Annotated in this window: 22 protein-coding genes and 2 pseudogenes; 8 read left to right on the top strand and 16 right to left on the bottom strand. The window is 34.9% G+C overall.

Features of this window, described 5'->3' with window-relative positions; translation table 11 throughout:
- Positions 1 to 18: 18 nt before the first annotated feature.
- The 3 genes from FJU10_RS17750 (at position 19) to FJU10_RS17740 (ending at position 2,472) form a co-directional block, all read left to right on the top strand.
- A complete protein-coding gene (locus FJU10_RS17750; RefSeq protein WP_140966578.1) occupies positions 19 to 591 on the top strand; it encodes a leucine-rich repeat protein in 573 nt (190 codons plus the stop codon).
- 328 nt (positions 592 to 919) lie between these two features.
- Positions 920 to 1,387, top strand: a complete 468-nt coding sequence (locus FJU10_RS17745) for a hypothetical protein (RefSeq protein WP_140966577.1) — start codon at positions 920 to 922, stop codon at positions 1,385 to 1,387.
- 5 nt (positions 1,388 to 1,392) lie between these two features.
- The gene (locus tag FJU10_RS17740; RefSeq protein WP_140966576.1) at positions 1,393 to 2,472 is read left to right on the top strand and encodes a WxL protein peptidoglycan domain-containing protein; all 1,080 of its coding nucleotides are present in this window, start codon (positions 1,393 to 1,395) and stop codon (positions 2,470 to 2,472) included.
- 11 nt (positions 2,473 to 2,483) lie between these two features.
- Here the strand turns inward: FJU10_RS17740 and FJU10_RS17735 are convergent, their stop codons facing one another.
- The 4 genes from FJU10_RS17735 to FJU10_RS17720 all read right to left on the bottom strand — a co-directional run bounded on the left by FJU10_RS17735 (position 2,484) and on the right by FJU10_RS17720 (position 5,465).
- Positions 2,484 to 3,698, bottom strand: a complete 1,215-nt coding sequence (locus FJU10_RS17735; RefSeq protein ID WP_189372392.1) for a helix-turn-helix domain-containing protein — start codon at positions 3,696 to 3,698, stop codon at positions 2,484 to 2,486.
- Between the two features lie 8 nt (positions 3,699 to 3,706).
- Positions 3,707 to 3,943, bottom strand: a complete 237-nt coding sequence (locus FJU10_RS17730) for a hypothetical protein (RefSeq protein ID WP_140966574.1) — start codon at positions 3,941 to 3,943, stop codon at positions 3,707 to 3,709.
- A 65-nt stretch (positions 3,944 to 4,008) separates the two neighbouring features.
- Positions 4,009 to 4,761, bottom strand: a complete 753-nt coding sequence (locus FJU10_RS17725) for a hypothetical protein (protein WP_140966573.1) — start codon at positions 4,759 to 4,761, stop codon at positions 4,009 to 4,011.
- Between the two features lie 254 nt (positions 4,762 to 5,015).
- Positions 5,016 to 5,465 (bottom strand): hypothetical protein, encoded by a 450-nt coding sequence (locus tag FJU10_RS17720; RefSeq protein ID WP_140966572.1) that lies wholly within the window; start codon positions 5,463 to 5,465, stop codon positions 5,016 to 5,018.
- Between the two features lie 1,150 nt (positions 5,466 to 6,615).
- On the opposite strand from FJU10_RS17720, the gene FJU10_RS17715 reads away from it, so the two are divergent.
- Complete coding sequence (locus tag FJU10_RS17715; RefSeq protein WP_140966571.1) at positions 6,616 to 7,530, top strand: hypothetical protein; 915 nt, start codon at positions 6,616 to 6,618, stop codon at positions 7,528 to 7,530.
- Positions 7,531 to 7,554: 24 nt separating this feature from the next.
- Here FJU10_RS17715 and FJU10_RS17710 read toward each other — a convergent pair whose 3' ends face one another.
- The 7 genes and pseudogenes from FJU10_RS17710 to FJU10_RS17685 all read right to left on the bottom strand — a co-directional run bounded on the left by FJU10_RS17710 (position 7,555) and on the right by FJU10_RS17685 (position 13,276).
- Complete coding sequence (locus FJU10_RS17710; protein WP_140966570.1) at positions 7,555 to 7,914, bottom strand: DUF1304 domain-containing protein; 360 nt, start codon at positions 7,912 to 7,914, stop codon at positions 7,555 to 7,557.
- An 88-nt stretch (positions 7,915 to 8,002) separates the two neighbouring features.
- Positions 8,003 to 8,576, bottom strand: a pseudogene (locus tag FJU10_RS17705) (tyrosine-type recombinase/integrase).
- Between the two features lie 235 nt (positions 8,577 to 8,811).
- The gene (locus FJU10_RS19560; protein ID WP_223273133.1) at positions 8,812 to 9,765 is read right to left on the bottom strand and encodes a hypothetical protein; all 954 of its coding nucleotides are present in this window, start codon (positions 9,763 to 9,765) and stop codon (positions 8,812 to 8,814) included.
- Between the two features lie 76 nt (positions 9,766 to 9,841).
- On the bottom strand, positions 9,842 to 10,714 hold the full coding sequence (locus FJU10_RS19555) for a hypothetical protein (RefSeq protein WP_223273132.1): 873 nt from the start codon (positions 10,712 to 10,714) through the stop codon (positions 9,842 to 9,844).
- A 63-nt stretch (positions 10,715 to 10,777) separates the two neighbouring features.
- On the bottom strand, positions 10,778 to 11,755 hold the full coding sequence (locus tag FJU10_RS17695; protein ID WP_140966569.1) for a tyrosine-type recombinase/integrase: 978 nt from the start codon (positions 11,753 to 11,755) through the stop codon (positions 10,778 to 10,780).
- Positions 11,756 to 11,936: 181 nt separating this feature from the next.
- Complete coding sequence (locus FJU10_RS17690) at positions 11,937 to 12,266, bottom strand: metal-sulfur cluster assembly factor (protein WP_005231940.1); 330 nt, start codon at positions 12,264 to 12,266, stop codon at positions 11,937 to 11,939.
- 74 nt (positions 12,267 to 12,340) lie between these two features.
- Positions 12,341 to 13,276, bottom strand: coding sequence for a YitT family protein (locus tag FJU10_RS17685; protein ID WP_005230189.1), 936 nt, complete (start codon positions 13,274 to 13,276; stop codon positions 12,341 to 12,343).
- 153 nt (positions 13,277 to 13,429) lie between these two features.
- Here FJU10_RS17685 and FJU10_RS17680 point away from each other — a divergent pair, with 153 nt between their 5' ends.
- Positions 13,430 to 13,921, top strand: coding sequence for a YajQ family cyclic di-GMP-binding protein (locus FJU10_RS17680; RefSeq protein ID WP_005230187.1), 492 nt, complete (start codon positions 13,430 to 13,432; stop codon positions 13,919 to 13,921).
- Between the two features lie 91 nt (positions 13,922 to 14,012).
- Here FJU10_RS17680 and FJU10_RS17675 read toward each other — a convergent pair whose 3' ends face one another.
- From FJU10_RS17675 to FJU10_RS17665, 3 genes are all read right to left on the bottom strand, one after another.
- Positions 14,013 to 16,499: an ATP-dependent DNA helicase gene (locus FJU10_RS17675; RefSeq protein WP_140966568.1), complete on the bottom strand. Its 2,487-nt coding sequence runs from the start codon at positions 16,497 to 16,499 to the stop codon at positions 14,013 to 14,015.
- 255 nt (positions 16,500 to 16,754) lie between these two features.
- Positions 16,755 to 17,291 (bottom strand): hypothetical protein, encoded by a 537-nt coding sequence (locus FJU10_RS17670; RefSeq protein ID WP_077453725.1) that lies wholly within the window; start codon positions 17,289 to 17,291, stop codon positions 16,755 to 16,757.
- A gap of 279 nt (positions 17,292 to 17,570) precedes the next feature.
- Positions 17,571 to 17,984, bottom strand: coding sequence for a GNAT family N-acetyltransferase (locus FJU10_RS17665; protein WP_140966567.1), 414 nt, complete (start codon positions 17,982 to 17,984; stop codon positions 17,571 to 17,573).
- Between the two features lie 98 nt (positions 17,985 to 18,082).
- Here FJU10_RS17665 and FJU10_RS17660 point away from each other — a divergent pair, with 98 nt between their 5' ends.
- The 3 genes and pseudogenes from FJU10_RS17660 (at position 18,083) to FJU10_RS17650 (ending at position 20,423) form a co-directional block, all read left to right on the top strand.
- Complete coding sequence (locus FJU10_RS17660; protein ID WP_140966566.1) at positions 18,083 to 18,703, top strand: MBL fold metallo-hydrolase; 621 nt, start codon at positions 18,083 to 18,085, stop codon at positions 18,701 to 18,703.
- A 33-nt stretch (positions 18,704 to 18,736) separates the two neighbouring features.
- A complete protein-coding gene (locus FJU10_RS17655; protein WP_077453728.1) occupies positions 18,737 to 19,441 on the top strand; it encodes a histidine phosphatase family protein in 705 nt (234 codons plus the stop codon).
- A gap of 149 nt (positions 19,442 to 19,590) precedes the next feature.
- Positions 19,591 to 20,423 (top strand): annotated as a pseudogene (locus tag FJU10_RS17650) (undecaprenyl-diphosphate phosphatase).
- 75 nt (positions 20,424 to 20,498) lie between these two features.
- On the opposite strand, the gene FJU10_RS17645 reads toward FJU10_RS17650, so the two are convergent.
- Both FJU10_RS17645 and FJU10_RS17640 read right to left on the bottom strand, forming a co-directional pair.
- Complete coding sequence (locus FJU10_RS17645) at positions 20,499 to 21,122, bottom strand: DUF47 domain-containing protein (RefSeq protein WP_077453729.1); 624 nt, start codon at positions 21,120 to 21,122, stop codon at positions 20,499 to 20,501.
- Between the two features lie 12 nt (positions 21,123 to 21,134).
- Complete coding sequence (locus FJU10_RS17640) at positions 21,135 to 22,190, bottom strand: inorganic phosphate transporter (protein WP_081118972.1); 1,056 nt, start codon at positions 22,188 to 22,190, stop codon at positions 21,135 to 21,137.
- Positions 22,191 to 22,322: the final 132 nt, after the last annotated feature.

Genomic DNA, 22,322 nt, shown 5'->3' with positions numbered 1-22,322 from the left:
GGTGGGTATACACAAGGTATGGCAGAAATGACAGGAAATTTAAATTTACCTGATTCAATAAACGGTAAATTCATTTCAATTATTGGAATGCAATCATTTCAGAATGCACTTTTCACTGGAACGATTCATTTCCCCAAAAATATTACTAAAATTGATGCAATGTCATTTTTAAGTTCAAGATTTACTGGTAATTTGACTCTTCCAAATACTATACAGGAAATAAACAGATTTGCTTTTGCTTGGTCTAAATTTTCAGGAAATCTGACCTTGCCAGCTAACTTAAAATCAGTTGATTATGGTGCCTTTCGAGCATCTGAATTTAGTGGTGATTTAACTATTCCTGAAAAAACAACATTGATTTCTTTCAATGCTTTTGCCGAATCTGAGTTTTCGTCAGTGAATGTATTAGGAACAACTGATATTAAATTTTATAGTATCGATGACACACTTTCTAATACAATGAATTCAGGTAGTGCTATTGGTATGTCGGAATCTTCACCTCAAGCAAGTGAAGGACGTGCCTTTATAACTGGTGATAGTAATGCAGTGACTGGAACGGCAACAACAGGTTTTTATTATAAATCCAAATAAAGTGTTTAAAAGCTATCTATTTTTATAGATAGCTTTTTGTTTAAATAAAAACAGTAGTGTCTGGGTAAACACTACTGAAAAGATATTGATATAAAAGAATGATACTAAATTACTTGGGTTAGGTTAAAATTCAATATCTTTTCTTAATATATATAACAAAAATCTAAATATTCCAATAATTAATTTATCCCCTTACCTTATTAAACAAAAGAATATTATCCAATTGTGATAACTATCACTTAATTAAAGATAATTTTATTCCATATGAAAATATATACTTTAATTAAGCAGTAAGATGAACTGCAAAAAAAAAGTGAGGTTTTTTATTATGAAAAAAGTATTATTAACTAGTACTGCATTAGCAACCCTATTTTTAGCAGGAGGATTAAGTGTTTCTGCAGCTGTAGTAACACCTGATAGCCTACCTATCCCTGTAAATGTAACACCTGGTGGAGCAGAATTTGCGTTTAATGCTGATATGACTGCTTCTGATATCCTAGTAGATGCTACATTGATTGAAGGAACACAATCAGGAACTTTAACAAACGTAGGCGGAACTCTTACAAACTTAAATTTGGATAGTGAATCAGTTACTGTTTCTGCTACATCTGCACTAGCAGGATTAGTAGTAACTGGAGGAACAACTATTGAGGCTGAAGCAATTCAAGAAGAATCAGATTCAGTTGATGTTGCTTTTACTATTAACCGTGCCGCTGCAATAGCTTCTACTGAAGACCGTGTTATTACTGTAACTGCCCAAGATGCTGGTGACAATGAGGATGGCCCAGCATTCTAATTAGAATGTTAAAAGGTGTATCTATGAATATCTCTTGCAAACACAGGGACTCTATTTTTAGAGTTTCTGTGTTCTTCCTAATATTAATTTCTATCATTCATTTTCGAACAGTGACTGGACTAGCTAGCGAAACAAATAATACATTAAATATTTCAATTTCCAATACCAATTATGAATCAGATATAAACAGTTTGACTTTTTCACCAGAAAAAGGAAAAGATTATACGTTTGATATAACCGTATCAAATATAGGTGATGGTGATTCGACAATTCTAGTAAATGTATTTCCTTCAACAGCTATAAGTAATGGCTCAGCAATCGTTTATTCGAAAGTAACTGATAAACTTTTAAACAAAGATTTCGACTTTTCGAATTATGTTACTATCCAATCAGATTATTTGAATGAAGAAAACCAAATTGAGTTAGCTCCTAATGAATCAAAACTGGTGCATTTTACTGTTAATATTCCTAAAGACACAAGTATTTCAGGTTCAATACTAGGAGGAGTTAATTTCAGTCAGCAAATTGATTTTGAGACAAATGAAAATTCTGTTGGAATTGAAACACTTTTCGAACGCGTTATATCTGTAAATCTAGAATTAGACGATGACAGAAGTGTAAAAGATTTATCCTATGAAGATTTTTCGTTCTCTGCAAATCAAAATGGTGTTAATTTAACATTCAACGCTTATAATTATAACGCCTTTTTAGGCAATTTAAATAATGCTTCTTACGTCTTAACAAATCCTTCGGAAGAAGTAATTGCTTCAGGGACTTTTTCAGATAACGTTCCTATTACAGCAATGTCCATTGTTCCACTATCTATACCATTAATTGACGGAACAGAACTTTTTGAAGGTGACTATAATTTGACTATTGAAACATCAAGAAAAGCTATAACCACTTCTTTCAATTACACTAAAGAAACTTTGAACGAATTCAAAAAAGACAATGAAGATAAAAGTTCTGTAGTTATTAAAACTAATTCAAACACTTTGTTAATAATTGTCATTTCAGTGTTATCAATAGCTTTAGTAGGAACGATAGTTTATATAGTAAAGTCAAATAAAAAAAGAGAGAAATAGTTCTCTCTTTTTTATTTACATCTATTGACTATCGATGTCTGAATTAATGTATTTAAATGTTCCCAATCGTTTGTATTATGAATATTACCTAGAAAGGCAAATTCCTGATTTTCCGAATGAATCAAAACACCATCTGATACTAGAATATCTGCTTGTTCCAAGTGTTCAGTAAAATGTAAAACAGTTCCATTATAGATTTTTAAGAGAATATTCTTAATGACCGAAATATACTCAGGATGATTTAACGTTGAGATACCTATTGATAGAACCTCATTCTTTTGCAAAGGAACATAAGAGCCAATTATTTGCCCCATTTTTTGAATAAATAGTCCTTTATTTTTGATATTCAATGACGATTTTTTCAAGGAATTCTCCACTACAGCTTCTACTTCTTTTCCACTGTCTAAATAAAGAGATAAGTTTTCTTTTGACATAAACTTATCTAAGTACAAATTCTCATATCCCCAAGTATTAACAACAATTTCATATACAAGTTTATGAATAGTGTTATCATCCAATTCATACTTTTCAGACAATTTATCAATTATAGAATTAGAGAAATCTATGATTTGGTTATTTTCAATACTAATAAATTTTCCACCCAAAATTATTTTTTCATCTTCTGTAACCGTCTCAGGGATAAAGAGCATTGCCCAGAAATAATAGTAAATAAGCTCTGTTCTACTATCTTTTTCTGTTCTAATAGGAAGTGCCTTCCTTACTGGTGTTTCATCGTACATTTCAGATAAATGTCCAAAGATTTCTATGCTTGATGAACAGTCACTATTAATAAAATATCCTTGAGTTACTGAGTTTTCAATAATGGAGAACATCAAATCATGTTTAATCTTAGTCGTTCGTAACGGTTCATATTCTTTAGCAAGCAAATCAATTGCGGAACGAATATTTACTTCTATATAAACATTATTAGCTAAAATCTCGATTAAATAAAAGTACATTCGAATACACATTTCTTCTCCATTCAATTCGATGGTATCCTTATTTTTATCAAGGGTTATCGGCATGTTTTGAATAGTTAACATCTTTCTTAAATATCTTAATAACTTATAGCAATACGATGTGCTAAATACTAAATTATTAGAAATTTCAACAACTCTAGCTCTTCTTTTTTTAAACATATATATTAGTAATTGATAATAAGGAGATTCAATAAAATAGGTTTTCCTAAGTTTAACAAATAAATCAAGATAGTATTCTTGTTTCATTTCTTCGGTCAAATATATATTTTTTTACCTATAGTAAAAATAGGCTTTTCTTGTTTACTGAAAATATTAATATTCTCTTCTATTTCATATAATAAGTTTCTTAACTGATAAGTGGTTTTGTTGCTTTCTTCACAAAACTCCTTAATTGAAATGCTTTTCTTTACAAAAATTTTCTTTAATAGTACAAGTTTCTCTACTTGTTTTTTGGTCAAATAATAACTGTAAATTTTTTCAATGTATTCCATTATAGCTCGCCCCGCTAAAAGTTTTTCTCCATCGAGTAAATTACTTAAAATTTATTGAATTTTCCTTAACATCCAGTAATCTTTACTCTTTCTTCATAACCATTTATTTTGTAAGCGATAGCAGATGATTCTGAAACAGTTACATCTTCATCGATACTACTTGATTCGTTATCATCATTTAGCTCATCATTTGTTTCATCTGGTTTGCTAATACCTTCCTCGATAGTAGTATCCCTATCGTCACTACTATCAGATATTTCGGATTCTTGCATATCTTCCTCAATAGATTCATCAGGTTGAGTATTCATTTCTTCTGATTCATCTGGAGATTCATCCGTGACTTCTACCTCATCATCCTTTATATCCCCATCTTCACTAGCCTCAGATGAATCAATCGGTAATTTTTCATAATAAACTTCTTCACTTGTAGTCGACTCAAATTTAACTATTATATAGTAACTGTCATTGCTAACAAGAAAGTCCTTTACGTTTAAGTCAGCCTTAATCGTTAAATTAAAACTGGTATTATCCACATTTGAAAAATCAATTTCGTTAGTTTCTACATTATTAATAGCTAATAATTCAGATGTCAATGATTCACCATTAGAAATTAAATCAATTCGAAAACTACCATTATAATCTTTATCTGAAAAATCAATATTTACGATTTGAGTAGTTTCAATTAGATAATAATTTTCTTTCTTAAAATCTATATTAGTTAATTCAAAAGTTAATTGTTGTGAACTTTCTGAAGCCAAAACTTTGGGACTAAAGAAAAAGATGCTACTTATGCCTACCAAGAATATTATTTTTTTCATGATTTCTCTCCTAAAAAACTTAAAAGTATAATTCAAGAAAAAAAATAGTTATTTCATTAGAAAAACCTTCTTTAAATCCACTTATGTATACTTTTAGTATTGTTTTATTTAACTTATCATGATTTACCGAAAAAAATTTATCCAATAATAATCACTTTATTAAATAAATTGATAATTATTTCAATTTTAAATAAAAAAATACATACCCTTGTAAGATATGTATCTTTTTATACGAACAATTCATTCCATGTAAATTATCTTTTTCTCTTAATCCAACAGTCTTTGTACTCGTAGATATTAACAATTCTTATACTAGGAACTAATAACTTCAAATCTTCAAACAGAAGATTTAAATCACAATCAACATTCGCTATCACAACAAATTCATCAAGCTCTCCTAAGGCATCGTGATATTCTATAATGTAACTTACAACATCTCCCCAAAAGTGCTCCAGACGATGGTATTTGGTTGGTATCTCAAGCTCAGATTCTTTAACTATACTAACTACTTCTTTAATCGCATAATGTTGAACATCAATATCACCAATCGAATCAATAAAATATTGAATTACTGCGGGGATACTTTCTGTCTGTTTAACGATTAATGTTCTTTCAAAAATATTGTTTGCCTTATGGCTAAAAAATCGGACCGTTATCATTCTTGCGTTCTTTTTCAGTTTTAATAAATCTTTCACTTCTGACATCTAACCTCTCCTTAAAACACGTTTAATTACAGCTCTAATTCTAATCTTTTTACTTTAATTTTTTTATCCTCTTATTTATGTAAATAATTTATTTAGTGTAATTATATCTATTGTTTAATTAACAAAGGAGTTCTCTTAGCTGTTTTATCTAGATTAAAGATATCGAAAATTCGTTTTACATATAGATTTTATTAAAATTATTACTCTGGATTGACGAGATGGTTAATTGTTGCCCTCATTCTAATCTGCCAATTCTAACTTTTATCAATCGAATGATAGGAATATTTGTTAATTTCTATACAATCAGAGCATTTCACCTCACCATCATTTGCCAAAAGAAGACTGGAATACATTGCAACAAAAAAATTTCCACATGAGCATTTGCACCACCAAACATCAAATAATGAACTATCATTTTCAGTTCTAATCGGTCGTAACACCTCAATTGCTGTAAATCTTTTATTAAGTGTATCCCTGAAGACCGTTTCTTTCATACTTTCACCTAGATTCTTTTTTATTTCAACATTATACTATTTCTAATTCCAAATAAATTATTTTTTTGTATACAAAAAGTAAGGGTAACAGAATCAGAACACGCTAAAAATTTAAATAACATTAATTTATTAATCACACATCACTTTTATAGACAAGTAGACTTACACACAACACTCAAATTTCCAGCACTAAGAAACGGATGGTATAATGAAAGGGTAATGTAGGGGTGGGATAATTTTTAATGGGATACTTATGAGATGGATATTTTTGTGAATCAGAGATACTTTATTAAATTATGAACCCCTTCATAATCCCTACATCTATTGATTTTCACCCCCTACTTAAACCCTACATCAACCCTAAAAAAGAGGTTTTTTCAAAATAATAGATGATAACAAAATGATAACTTTCGTGATAACTTTTTGAAAACTATGCCAATTTTGAGGTAAATTCGGAAAAATCGCAATGGAAACCCCCGTGAATTTTCAAAACAGCTGCTCCATGAAAAATTTCAAAAAATTTCTATTCAATACAACCACTTAGTGATGGATAGAAATGAGAATGGATAATTATGTGATTAGGTTTATTTATGGATAGTTTCGAGAAGGGATACTTTAAAAAAATTAAACAAACCAAAATATGGGAGGGAGTGTTTGTGACCACACTTATTGTAAACAATCGGGCAATTGATTCTGATGAATTAGTAGACATCATAATTAATTCAAATGGAATATATAAGAGTACATTGATTAAGCTATTGCAGTGTAATCGTATCAGCTTAGAGGCACGTTTAAAAACCCTAACAAGGAACAAAATCATTTCTAAAGGAAAAGTAAATAAACCTTTCTATTATGTTAGTAGCTATGACTTGAAACATATGAAGGATTTAGACTTGCAGTCAATGGTCGTTCAATATTTAGTTTCAATTGGCTTATATACCAATAAAATTCAAGTGATTGATTCCCTAGATAAGAACAAACAGCTCTATATTTCAGTCTATGCCTCAGGAAAATTTAACTATAAAAATGTTGAAACTATAAAAAAACTTGCAAATAACCGGTTCAATCAATTTTCTTCTGAAGAAGATAGAAAGTATTTTAGTCAATTTATCATCAACGAATTGACTAAATTTCCAATTAGAGTCTCTTCTTTTTCAGATATGCTACAAGAAAAATATTATACAACCTCTTTAGAAACTGTTGATATATTAGCTATTCCTAATAAAGAATTTATCCCTGCTATACAATCCAACTTAGCAGATGTGTCGTTTAGAAATCTAGAAAATAATAGCACTCTCATTAGAAATGATATTTTGATTTATCTGAATGATTCTAATACCCTTGGTTATTTTGTGAGAGAAAAGAATCAATATACATTACAAGCAATTTATTCAGTAGTTGACTTCTTCTATTATTTAACCCTGCACAAGAATTCTAAAGATGCCATTTATATTTCTGATAATAGAAAAGAATATGATAATGCAGATGACTTGTATTTTCAAAGTTATTTGAATAAAGAAAAGTATAATACTGTTCAAATAAAACAAGGTAAACAAAAACCACAACCTTAATTGATTGTGGTTTTGCTTTTTCCTTTAAAAGAAGGTTGAAATGAGTGCTAAAATTGCTAAACCACCTTGGGTTAGAATAATTTTTTTATCACTTGTAATACTGCCATATAATGCCACTAAAATAATATAAATTAATAGCAATCTACTAATTTCGATTGGATTACTTGAAAGAAAAACACTATATAATAACCCAACACCAATCAAACCATTATAAATCCCCTGATTTTTAAAAAGCGTGTTTAAAGCTTTGCTTTTCAACTCTTCTTTTGTCATGTTAAATACTCGACTTGTAGCGTCTGAAGTTGTAGCAAACGTTTCTAAATATAATATATAAAAAAATTCCAACGATACTAAAATAATCAATACTGTTGATAAAATTGACATTTTTTCTCCTTTCATAACTATTTATTTTTATTACTATCCAACTATACGTTATTTTAAGTGAGTTGTAAAATATCTTATAGCCACCAATTTAACCTAAGGGATTGAACTTATCCAAGCTAGCTCGTATTTCTTCTTCTTCTAATCCGATGTATCGGATAGTTACTGCTTGACTAGAATGATTAAAAATTTTCATCAATGTGGGAATATCCCTGAATTGTCGATAATACTTATATCCGAATGTTTTTTCTCATGGTATGTGTGCCGATATAATCCAATTCAAGAACACTTGCGACTCTTTGAAGCACTTTATAATATTGATGTGTACCTAGAGCTTGTGAATGGTCTGAAGGACGATAGAAAAGCCATTCCGCTTCATCATCGTGATAGGTATTCAAATAATCAATAATTAGACTTGTTAGATTCGATAAATTTAATTCCCTTTGCTTGTTCGTCTTTTTTTCAACAATGATAGTTGTCGTTTTATTTTGAACATCAGACACTTTTAAATTTAATATATCAGAAATCCGTAAGCCAGTGAAAATGCCTATGGTAAATATTAAATGGTCTCTTTTCCCATGTTTTCCTTTATTTAACTCAGATAAAAAATCTAGCATTATTTTCTTTTCTTTAATTGGTTTTACATTAATAATATTTCGTGTCATTTGACCTCCTCCTACATGTTATTGATGGGATACTTTTCTATTCATTAGTGATTAAAGTATCCTTTCCATCTTTATGGTCTGTTTAGATGTTGTTAAATCAACATCTGCAAGGGATACTAATTACAAAAGTATCCCTTATAAGTACCTTTATAGCATCTTAAATAGGAGGGTGCAAATTTGAAGACCATTTAAAATACAACTTATAAATTTCTAATGTCATTCTATAATTGTAAGATTAATTACTCTTGTAACAGTCCAATTCTTCATTTATTCTAACAGTAAATATTATCAGAATCATAAGCAGTTCCAAGTAATAACTCTTATAATCACTGTCTTGTTTTTTTCCATAGCTACCATGAGTAATCTTGTTTCGAATTGCCAATGCATTGCTAAATTTTTTATTATCCATTATATATGAAATATAATCACTCTCTTGTTTAGAAAATAAAGTATTACTATATTTAACATTTCCTTTCACATTTTCTTCCTCAATAACTTTTAAATCTGATTCTGACAGGTATAGAGTAGATAAATAACCTTTCTCCCACAACAAAAAATAAAAACTTATACTTGTAGGATTTGTAAATCTTATTTGGTTAGCCAAATTAATATACAAAACTTTATCCTTTATAAGAGAATCTATCACTTTCTTCTGATACTCATAGAAGTCATTAATCGAAATTCCATATTGAACATACTCATAAAAATTCTTTCTACCTTTTTTCTTTTCTGGGAATGATAAATTCGATTGGCTGTTAAAGATTAATTTACAAAAATTTAGCTTTTCTTTTGAATCAAAGTAGACAAATTTTTTTTCACTCAATGATTTAATTTCCTGATAGTTAGTAATTTTTGAATCCAATTCGAAAACATCAGAATCAATTTCACCATATCTCTGAACAAAATCAAATTGTTTTAATAAACTATCCAGTTCTGGAATTAACAGTTTACATCTTTCATAATAAGTATAGCTTTTTGAACTTGCATTAAAGAAAAAATCAGGAAAACCATACTCAGATTTTAAATGTTCATTGTAGTAAAAAGCGAAAACTTCTTCCAAATCAATTTTTAAGAAAGTTAAATAATCAAAGTATGCTAATAAAGAAAGCTTATAAAAATTGTTTTGGTATTCAGATATGAGTGTTTGATTATACGCATAATTTGATTTAGTTTGAAATATCTCTAACAAACCGCCATGTTCATATGGTGAATCAAGCATAGAAAATTGAAAGAAATGGTTAAAAAAACCAAAAAAATAAATAAAATTAATTCAAATTGATAGGGTAATCATGTTCCTCATCAATCCAATCTTTAGATAACAAAAATTGCAAATCTCTAGAACTTTCTTGCACAAACTCAAAGTCTGTTTTTAAGCCTTCTTTAAGACCTACTGCCATTTTCCAAGATACTCCATTTTTTAAGGACATCGTCTTTTCAGTTTGTTCTATTTTTTTCTTTCTTGCTTTTGAAATTATTCTTGAATCAAGTTTATATTCATGATGTAAGCTCCAATATGAAATTCGCTCTAAGTAGTTAATATTCGCTTCATCAAGTTCACAATATCTTCTAGCCCAGTCATTTATTTCTTCATCAGATAAGTTATCTGGTAAATAAATGTTTTTAATATTAGGAGAATCATACTTATCAAGAAAAAACTCAAAGTAAACAGGATTTGACAATAGTTTCTTCTTAAAAAACAATTTATACTTTTCACATATTTTTTGATATTCTAATAATAAGTGAATAGGTACTTTATATTCATCAATAATTTTCTCGAAGTCAACATATTCTGTCCTCTTTATTACCTTGAACCTAACAAATATATCCCAAAAATCTGATTGATATTGAAAGTGTAAATCACTATATTCTGTTATGTATTCTGACAATCCTCCTTTACCGAAATATTCGTTTAATAGTCGATGAGAACTTTTTCTACATTCAGAAATTTTTTCTGATGACATTTCCTTAAAATAACCCAAATCCAAAAACTTTAACACATTATATATTTCAATTGCTTCATTAAGAGTATTGATTATAGGGTTTAAAATAAAGTCATTGATAAAAGTTTCTACATTACTTAAATCTAATCCAGTTGATAAATCATTTTCGCCATAAAACTTAATCCAATTATTTTTCATTCTTTAAATCACCTTTCAAATTCTATAAATTTAGTATACCAAGTTTTATTAAAAATTGGACTTCTATAATGTTTGCAATGGTGAGTATTCCACCGCTTTACTAATTTCATCCTCAATATTTAAACTTCTTAGATACACCTCAGTCGTTTTAATTGAAGCATGTCCTAATAATTTCTGAATTCTATAAATATCAGTGCCATTACGAACCAATTTTTGAGCAAAATAATGTCGAAAACTGTGTGGACTTACCCTAATAGATTTTCTAATCTTGCATTGATTCCCAATTTTTATGATTGCTCGTTCAGCTAAAATATAGTTGTATTGTTTGCCTTCTCTTGTCAAAAATACATAATTGTCTATATTCTCTATTTCGTTATAATCAAAAAAGGAATTTGCTACTCTCTTATATTTTATATACTCTTTATAAATTAAAGGTGAACAATGAACAATCCTATCTTTCTTCCCTTTCCCATTTTCAACAAATAACTCTTTATTAGTAATGTGAACATCTTTTAAGTTCATTACCTCATTAATCCTAAGTCCTGTATCTATAAGAATGAGTAAGAGCAAATAATCTCTTTGATTCGTGAATTTTGTTTGATAGCCAGTGTGTTGCTTATCCATTTTCTGAGGTTTAAAGAAAGTTAACTTCTTCGCTACTTTCAACATTTCTTTGATTTCCATATCATTAAATGTCTGAATAATTACCTTACGCTCTTTTACCCACTTAACACGCATGCAGGGGTTTCTATCGTATCGGATATAATCTTCATCTACACAATACTTAAAATACGCTCTGATGCTTCTTAGATGGCTATTCACATATGTTTCAGCACATCCCTCTTCTAATTTCATCAACATGAATTGCCGAATACTTTTTGGTGTCACGTCTTCAATAAAGTATATCTGCTCTTTTTTCAAAAATTCAAAAAACAGTTTCAAAAACTTCTGATGCTTCTTTATCGTCTTTTGTGAGATTCCTCTGGCTTTTTCGTTGAATAACATTTCTTCTAATAGTTCCTCTAACCTGAAATTTTGCAAAACAAAAACTCCCTTATCAACTTTTTCTAAAAGTTAATAAAAGAGTTCAGAATTTATTTCCTCATTGGATATGGTATCCGTATCGAAAATACCCTCATTTTATCTGGTATCCGAAGTCCGAAAAATCGGCTTAGACTACATACTAAATGAGTGAGAAACGCTGTCAAACCAATGAAAATCCTTAACGAATCCCCAAAGCAATCCGTGCGTAACGACTCATTTTATCGGTCGTCCATGCGGGATACCAAACTAATTTTACCTCTGGATTTTTGACTTCTGGAATATCGCTTAATGCTTCGTGTATCGATTCAGTCAATACGTCGGCTAAGGGACAGCCCATTGTTGTTAAGGTCATTTTGATTACGGTATTGCCTGTTTCTGCATCAAATTCGACTTCATAAACTAAGCCTAGATTCACTATATCAATCCCCAACTCAGGGTCAATCACGGTTTCCAAGGCAGCCAAGACACGCTCTTTGATTGCTTCTGCTTCTACTTCAGTATATGCCACGGTTGAAGACCTCCTTTAATTCTTGTTTCAAATAATACCTTCTTTTGCAAGATTTGTAAATGGACGATCCTTGATTATGGACGGCTTTTCTTGTGTATTTTCAGTTCTGGGAAGACTCCTGTCGTTTTAAAGGTCCGTTGTTCATCATCTGTCGCAAAACGGCCTGTAATCGATTGGGTCGGCACAAAATTAATAAACGCATTGCCGTCAGCTTCTAAAACGGCTTGTTCTAAATCGTAGATCTCGTAGCGCGTCACGACCATCATGATCATATTGCCAGGTACGCCTGAATACCCTCCGACTGAGGGGAACAAAGTCATGCCGCGAAACACATGCTTAGAAATATTTTTCCCAACAGCTTCCGCATTGGTCGTAATAATCATCGCCGTTACCTTTTGATGACTTGTGTGCAGCATGTCCACCACGTAGCTCATCGCGAAAATCGAAATGATCGTGTACAAGGCACTTTCCCAAGAAAAGACGAAACCTGAGACCATTACAATGATGCCGTTTAAAATAAACATATATTTACCGACCGTTTTTCCAGTCGTTTTTGATAATATCAACGAAAGGATATCCATTCCGCCGGTGGTAAAACCCATTTTCAGTGAAAACGCAACGCCGACGCCTAACAGTACGCCACCGAGCAAAGCGTTAACCAAAATATTGTCAGTGATCGCTCCTTGCGGAAGGATCATCGTTAAGACAGAAACGACAACGACATTGATAAAGCTCAATAGTGTCGATGATTTCCCGAGTTTGATGAACCCGAGAACAAAAATAGGCAAGTTTAAGAGGAAAATAAACAGCCCTGTACTAAGGTGAACGCCAAAATGTTCCAAGGCAAGTGCCACGATCAATTGGGCGACCCCGTTCATCCCAGCAGAAAGAACGTTTGCGGGAATCAAAAAGAAATTTAAAGCAATGGCTGCGGTGATACCTGACAGCAAAATAACCCCTATTTTTTTCAATCGTTCTGATTGTTCGTGCTTCGTTAATAACTTACTCACAATGATCTAGCTCCTTCACTAAAAATCTCCTTCCAAAGAATAGCAGTTTGTGTGAAAAAATGAAACAATTATTTGCAAAAATTTACTTTTCATTCCCGCATCGTTCGCCTCCATGTTAAAATCATAAGTAAGAGATGAGAGGAGTGATTGATTTTGGCAAAAGAAGCAAGTTTTGATGTCGTATCTGAGATCAACACAGAAGAAGTGAAAAACGCCATTCAACAGGCGGAAAAAGAATTGAAAAACCGATTTGATTTTAAAGGCTCCACGGTAGAAATCAAGATGACTGAGGGCAAATTGACGATTGTTGGGGATGACGAATTTAAGCTGGAGCAAATCAAAGATGTGCTCTTTGCGAAGCTGATCAAACGGAATGTACCAACGAAAAATATACAATTTGGCGAAACGGAGCATGCCTTGGGGGCAAAAGCTCGTCAAACAGCAGAATTGATCAATGGGATCGATAAAGAAAACGCCAAAAAAATAACGACAGCGATCAAAAACGCCAAGCTAAAAGTTAAAACCCAAATTCAAGACAATCAAATTCGGGTAACAGGCAAAAGTCGTGACGATCTGCAAGAGGTGATCCAATTGTTGCGTAAACTGCCTTTGACGATCGACTTACAGTTTACAAATTATCGCTAATCAAAAAAACTAGAACAGAGTCTAACGTGAGGGTTAGGCGAAATCAGCTTTATCTACTGATTTTGCGCAACCGCTCCTGAAAGCTCTGCTTCTAGTTTTTTTCTTGCCAAAAATGAGTCAATGCTTTTGATAACTCTTGCGGTCGACGAATCTGCAAGGCATGCTGCCAATGCAGTGGGAAAAGTTCTTGGTAACGCGGTGTCCGAAAGCGCTGATCCAGCAATAACACCACGCCGCGATCGCTGACATCCCGGATCACTCGACCGGCTGCTTGCAGGACTTTATTCATCCCGGGCAGCTGATAGGCATACGCAAAGCCAGCTGCCTTTTTTTCATCGTAATATTCCCGAATCAATTCTTGTTCGTGATTGATTTGCGGCAGTCCGACACCTACTACTGCGGCACCGATCAAGCGATCGCCTTTTAGGTCGATCCCTTCAGAAAAAATTCCTCCAAGGACACAAAATGCCACCAATGTTTTTGGTTGACTCTCTTGTTTATCTTGAATTGTTTCTAGCACGGATGATTCTTGCTGATTCACGGATTGAAACTTTGCAAGAAATGCTTCACGTTCAGCTTCATTCATAGCTGTCCCCTGAATCAAGACCTCCACCTCTGGCGCCTGTTGAGAAAATGCTGCCGCCACATCATCCAAGTAACGATAAGAGGGGAAAAAGACCATATAGTTTCCCACTTTCGCCGCGGTCATTTGCTGGATCGCATCAACGATTGCAGGAATGCTGGCTTCACGTTGGCGATACGTCGTTTGGATATAGTCCGCAATAAAAATTCCTTGATTTTTCGGATCAAAAGGACTTGGCAAGCGATAGCGCAATGCTTCATCACCACCACCTAGGACCTCCTGATAATAAGACAAGGGGGTAAAACTTGCAGAAAACAAAAGACTGGCCTTGCCCTTATCTAACACAGATTCGAGAAACGGCGCTGGTTCGATGCAAAATTGCCTTAGTTTGATATCATAGCGGTCGATCTCCACCGTCGTTTCGTAGTGATCATCATAAAATTCACTGATCTTCAAATAATGGTTAGCTTCAAAATACACTTGCAACACTTCTTCTTGCAATTCATGCTCAGGATTTGCCGGCAACCATTCCTTCATCAATTCAGCTAATTTGTAAAGCTGGTTGACCATTGTATCATGAGGAGCCGCTTGATGATGGTACTCCCATCCTTCCTCTTTTGCTAATTGGGCTATAGTCACAAATTCTTTATCAACTTTGTTTAGTGCTCGTTTTAATTTCTGTTGATCTTTCGGCAGCTTCTTCTTTAATTCCTTAAATGGCTGTCGCGAGATTGTTGCGGAATACATTTCTTTTGAACGGTTAACTAAGTTATGGGCTTCATCTACTAAAAAGAGATACTCTTCTTCTGGCTCTTCAAAAAATCTACGTAAATAAACGGTTGGATCAAACAAATAATTATAATCACCTATAATGACATCGCAAAAGACACTGACATCTAGTGAAAGCTCGAAGGGACAAACCGTATGTTTCATTCCATAAGTCTCGATCACTTCTCGGGTTATTTGGTTTTCGTGATGCAACAGATCCCACAAAGCTTCGTTGATTCGATTGTAATAGCCTTGTGCATAAGGACAATGCTCAGGCGTACAATTTCGTTCATCCAAAAAGCAAATTTTGTCTTTGGCAGTGATCGTGACACTCTTAGTTTCACTACCGTTGTCTGCTAACTTGCTCAATGCATCTTCAGCCACTTGTCTGGTGATCGTCTTCGCCGTCAGATAGAAGACCCGATCAGCCCCTTCTTCCCCGAGAACTTTTAATGCGGGAAACAATGTTGACATGGTTTTTCCAGTTCCAGTGGGCGCTTCCGCAAAAAGTCGCTTGCCATTTTTTAGTGTTTTATACGCCGCTGCTGCTAACTCTCGCTGCCCTTTGCGAAAGGTTTCAAAAGGAAAAGATAGCAGCTGCAAAGATGTATTTCGGACACGACGCCAATTCTCTTGAAAGACTAGCCACTTATGATACTCCTGAAGTAAGTCTTTATAAAAAACTGCCAGTTCTGAAAACTGAAACGTTCTTCTCGTACGAGTAATCTGCTTTTCAGTCGTTTGATAATAAGTCAATTGTACGGCAATCCGATCGATTGGCTTCTTCGCTTCTTCTTGATCAGCAGAAACGGCTTCTTTTTTCTCCTGATCTTCACTCTCACTAAGCGCTGCTTGTTCATTTTCTTGTAGTAAAAACAAATAAGCATAAACCATTCCCTGGGCAAAAAACAAGTCGATTTGATCATCAGGAATATCTTCGAAAGCTGGTTCTGAAGTTTTGATCTCATCAATCACCCAAGAATCAACGGAAGCATCAAAAAAGAGACCATCGGCACGTCCTTCGACAGTGATGGCATCTTTCTCAATTTGGCTTTCTCGTTTGAAGAAGACTTCTTTTTGATACCCATCCCCGGCCTCTTTTTGTAGTTGGCGATGGATCCGGGCGCCTTCTTGCGCGGTATGATTACTGACTTTGCGGCTATCAATATCGCCTCGGCGCAAAATAAATTCTACGATTTTTCTAACCGCAACTTTTCCTTTATACACGTGTTCACCTTCTTGTTTGCCATTATAGCGGATAGTTTGCTTTTGGAAAAGCGAACAGAAACAGCTTTTCGTCCTCTGCGAATGGTATTTTCTCCAAACAGGTTTTATCCCTAAAAAAAAACACTTGTGGCAAAATGCCTACTCATCAAATAATCAACACCATTCCCACTTCCAGAAATGGGTTTGTCGAAAGTTTATAAAAAAACCTACTCTACTCACCTAAGCAAGTAAAGCAGGAATATTTTTTAAGGAAAATTATTGATCCACCTGAATATCATAACTGACACCATTTTGGTCATAAGCTTGTTGATTGTCTAAATCTAAGGTGAACTCAAAGGTCCGTCCATCTGCTTTGATCGTCAAATGCTTCCCTTCAACCGTGTAGGATGCATCTTGGTAGGTGATCTCATAGATTTGATAGGGATCATTCGACAGCTGAACCTCTGAATGGGAAAAATGTCGCTGAAAATCACTTTCGATTTGGCCTTCATACAGGGTAACATCACTGGCACTGGCAGAACTATCCTCTAAATCCGCCATCGGCAAATACTGCTTAACGATTGTCAATTCATTTTCATGAAAATCATAAACCCCTTGGCTTTGCGGAAAGATGACACTCTCATCTTGGATCAGCATTAAATCAAGGCCGCCATTTTCAACCGCTTTCGAGGCGGAAGTAACGGTTTCAGAAACTTCTTTTGAATCGTCGATGGCTAACTCCTCCTGACCACAGCTCGCTAAAACGAATGCGGCGAAGCATAGAGTCAACAAAAATTGCAGCGATTTTTTCATAAAAACACCTTCTTACAAAAAAGTTGATGTATACCAATCAAAACTAACGCAAGATAGAGATGAGACATTTTCCTCGTAGTTGGTCACGAAGAATGTTCATAGTTCCGTCAAAAACTAAACCAGTTTCAAACGAATCACACGCTTTCTTATTTTAATTAGTATAACAGCAGTTTTTTGCTAGTGCGGTTTCTTAGAAAAATTTTCGAATTCCCACAATAATTCTAAGCTTTTCTCTCATTAAACTATTTTTTATCTGACCACTTGCCTCAGAAGGATCTGTCACAGCATCTTCACAAAATAAAGTTTATCTGTGCCAAGCACTGGTGTATCAGAAAGCACACCAAATGTTTCGAAGCCTGCTGCTTGATAGAAATGCGGCGCTTGGTAGTCTTGGGTGGTGACTGTCACAGAGCGACATCCTACTTTTTTCCCATAATCAAAGAGGGCTTGAATCAATTGTTTCCCTATTCCTTGATTTTGATGGTCTGGATTGACTGCCAATAATTGAATATGGATCGTATTGCCTGTACGTTTCCCAATCAATCCACCGAGTTGATCCTGATTGTCAAAAAAAGCCAAAGAGAGCTGTTCTTGATCGGAAAAGGCACTCACTGCCTCCGTTTTTTTAGATGAATGATTGAGCCATTGACAGACTGCCTGACGATTGTCTTCTACATTTATCGTTTTTATCATTAATTTTTCACTCCTAAAAACCTTTCTTTGTTTCCTCTAATACTTTAAGCTATACTTATAGTTAGACACAAGCATTTGTGATCCTAGGAGGTTTTAGCATGAAAATCATTGGTTTAGTGACAGGGCCCGTTCAAGAAAATTGTTACCTTATTTGGAAAGAAGATTTTTTGTTGATTGTTGATCCTGGAGCAGAAGCAGCGAGATTGATCGCTGAGATCGAAAAAACCGGCGCAAAACCAGCAGCGATTTTATTGACCCACACTCATTATGACCATATTGGCGCAGTTGACCATTTGCGGGATTATTATCAGATCCCCGTTTACGTGAGTCCGCTCGAGCAAGAGTGGCTGAGTGATCCTATGAAAAATCTTTCTGGACGCCATCCTGAATTAGGTCTCATCACCGCACGTCCAGCAGAAATTGAGCTTGAACTGAAAGAGTATGAGATAGCTGGAATGTTCTTTAAAGTGGTTGCAACGCCGGGTCATTCTATCGGCAGCGTCAGTTTTATTTTTGACAAGTTTGTCGTTTCCGGAGACGCCTTATTCAAAGGCAGCATTGGGCGGACAGACCTGCCAACCGGAAATTTTGAACAATTGCTGACCAGCATCCAAACGCAACTCTTTGTATTACCGAATCAAATGGCGGTCTATCCTGGCCACGGGGAACCAACGACAATCGAGATTGAGAAACGGACCAATCCGTTTTTTAACGCTTAAACATATGACGAATCAAAGGAGGAATAACTAGTTATGGCAAAAACGGAATTGTATGTCGTGCGTCACGGGAAAACAATGTTCAACACATTGCAGCGGGTGCAAGGCTGGTGTGACACACCATTAACTCGAACCGGTGAACAAGGCATCCACTATTTAGGACTTGGATTACGGGATGTGGATTTTGTGGAAGCAGTATCCAGTGACAGCGGCCGAGCGATTGAGACTATGCGTTTGATCTTAGGTGAACATGTCCGCGGACCGGAAATCCCTTACCATATCGACAAACGGATTCGTGAATGGTGCTTTGGCTCCCTTGAAGGGGCCTACGATGCAGAGATGTGGGGCGTTCTACCAAGAATCCTTGATTTTCCTGATTACGATGAGATGATTGCCAATCATGTCTCGTTTGAGGCGATCGCCAATGCGATTTACCACGCCGATACAGCCAACTGGGCAGAAACCTTCGACGTTTTGACCGAACGTGTGAAAACCGGTTTTGAAGATATCGCCTATCGCGTTGAGAAAAAAGGCGGCGGGAATGCGTTAGTTGTTTCTCATGGCTTAACGATCGCTTTTCTTTTGCATTTGATCAATGATGAGAACAATGTTCGTATGGATATTGAAAATGGTTCGGTCACTCGACTGATCTACGAAGATGGCAGCTTTACGATCGCCGAAGTTGGTAACACAGAATACATCAAAAAAGGCTTGGCGCTCTCTCAAGAGCTTTTATCCTAAAGAAGAACGTTGAACAACAAATCAATTTCTTTAATAAAGGAGCAGTTTTTGATTTAAAAACTGCCCTCTTTTTTTAGGAAAAAGATTGGTATTCGAATCAGGAAACGGTATACTAAGAGTTGTATTTTGTCATAGAAAGGACTGGACCAATGTTTTTTACAAATTTTATAAAAGCGATTTTATTTGGGATCATCGAAGGGATCACGGAATGGCTGCCAATTAGCAGCACCGGTCACTTGATTCTTGCCGACGAATTTATCGGTTTGAATGTTACCCCCGAATTTATGACGATGTTCAATGTTGTCATTCAATTGGGCGCGATTTTAGCAGTCGTCTACTTATATTTCCATAAACTAAACCCTTTTTCGCCGCAAAAAAATGAGATAGAGAAAAAGATACGTGGACGTTATGGTTTAAAGTTATTGTTGCGGTCTTACCATCAGTTATTATCGGATTGCCGTTAGATGATTGGTTAGATGCGCATTTCTACAATTTCTTTTCGGTTTCGATCGTTTTGATCGTTTATGGGATCGGCTTTATTGTAGTTGAAAAACGAAACAAAAATAAAGCACCAAAATGCACCGATTTGAACAAATTCACCTACAAAGCGGCTTTGATCGTCGGCATGTTCCAAGTATTGGCATTGATCCCAGGAACATCTCGTTCTGGTGCCACCATTTTAGGTGCTATCATGATTGGCGCTTCTCGCTATGTGGCTGCTGAATTTTCATTTTTCTTAGGTATTCCAACCATGTTTGGTGCCAGCGCATTAAAAATTTTCAAATTTTTGAAAGATGGCAATGCCTTTGACTTTCAAGGAACCGTCATCTTACTGACAGGAACCATCGTATCATTCATCGTTTCGATCATTGCGATCCGCTTCTTGATGAATTACATCAAACGGAATGACTTTACCGTTTTCGGATGGTACCGTATCGTTTTAGGAATTATTTTGATTGGCTATTGGCTGATCCAATTATAAGCAAAAAGAGCAACTATTGGGCATTTCAATGCTGCAATAGTTGCTCTTTTTTCGTTAAATAGAATTCTTATTCCATCACGTGTTTTTGATTACCATACCGTCAATAATATCAACCGCACTTTCGGTGTCGTTGATGATGGATTCAAAACGATCATAAATATCTTTCCATTTAATGATTTCCAGCACATCCGTTTCGTCTGTAAACAACGCTTTCTTCATTTTTGAATACAAAAGATCTGCTTCTGATTCAATCGTATTCACATCATTGATCATTTGACGCAACGTTTTTGAATTTTTGAACTTAGGAAATTCTTTTAAGGCCGTTTCAACGCCTTGTGTCGCTTGAACGATCATTTCAGCAAATAAGTTCGTCTCGGGGCGGATCTTTGTAATGACCAAATTCTCAAATAAATAAGTCAGTCCCATAATGCCATCCAAAATATCATCTAAGCGCTCAGAGATGACCAAGATGTCTTCGCGATCGATCGGTGTGATAAATGAGTCGTACAACTCATTCGTTAGCTCAGCGATCACTTTATCCCCTTCTTTTTCTAATCCATGAATCTCGGCTGCTGCTTCACTTAACGCTGTTTCAGAGTAATCATTGATCAACAGCGAAAAACGTTTCGCAGCTAGATGACCATTTGTTGCCAACTGCTCCATTGCTGCAAAATAATCGAATCCTTTTTTTCGTGCCATTTCTTTCTCTCCTTACAAAATTAGCAATAAAAATTTGACCATTAGAAACGCAATCAATCCACAGCCAGGAAAGGTTAAAATCCAAGCATAGATCATTTCTTTTACAATGCGCCAATCAACGCTAGAAAAACGCCGAGACGCTCCAACGCCCATGATAGCGGTCGTTTTCGTGTGCGTTGTTGAAACTGGGATACCAAATACAGAAGACAAGAACAAACAGATTGCTGCAGTAACATCTGCAGAAAAGCCTTGGTATTTTTCCAGCTTTACCATATCCATTCCCACTGATTTGATGATCTTCATCCCACCGACCGATGTACCGATCCCCATGGTCAATGAGCAAAGAACCATCACCCACAGTGGGATCGCAAAGCCATTACCAGTCTTTTCAGCAAGATTGTTGTAAAAAAGGCCTAACATGAACACACCCATGAATTTTTGGCCATCTTGGGCACCATGCAAGAAGGCATTGGCACCAGCCGCAATGGCTTGCCCAACCGTAAAAATTTTGTTGGCTTTTCGCCGTTGCGTATCACGAAAGAGCCAAACGATCAGTTTTGTGATCAAAAATCCACCAATAAACCCCATTAACGTAGACACAACGAGTCCGATCAAGACTTTCAGCCATTCTTCACCGTTGACTGCATGTAAACCACCCAGAGCCATGGCAGCTCCTGTCAATCCCGCGATCAATGCGTGAGATTCACTGGTTGGGATCCCAAAGTACCAAGCAGCGACCGTCCAGACGACAATCGAGAATAAGGCAGCGGCTAAAGCAATCTGCGAGACTCGAAAGCTTCCACCTGAGTCAAATGTCACAATGTTGCTGATCGTTTCTGCTACTTGCGCATTAAAATACGTCATCACCAGTACACCTAAGAAATTCATGACGACCGCCATGCCAATGGCGATATTTGGACGTAAGACTCTTGTTGAGACCGCGGTTGCAATAGCATTAGGCGCATCCGTCCAGCCGTTGACGAAAATCACCCCTAATGACAAGACAATCGTTAGAAACAAAGCGATATTCACATAGATTCCCCCATTTAAAAATTCCGAAGTAATCATAGCATAGAAAGCTCTTTCTGTGTAAACTTTTTATAACTATTCTGTAAAAAATGTGTAAAGAAGTATTTTTAAAATTCCATAAAGTAAAAAAATAGCGTGACCGAAAAATCATTTTTTTGTGTTAAGTAAAAT

This window comes from Enterococcus sp. OL5 (assembly GCF_006491895.1).
GTDB classification, from domain to species: domain Bacteria; phylum Bacillota; class Bacilli; order Lactobacillales; family Enterococcaceae; genus Enterococcus_D; species Enterococcus_D innesii.
Note: the sequence above shows the minus strand (reverse complement) of the source record. Positions and strands in the feature narration are given on the sequence as shown.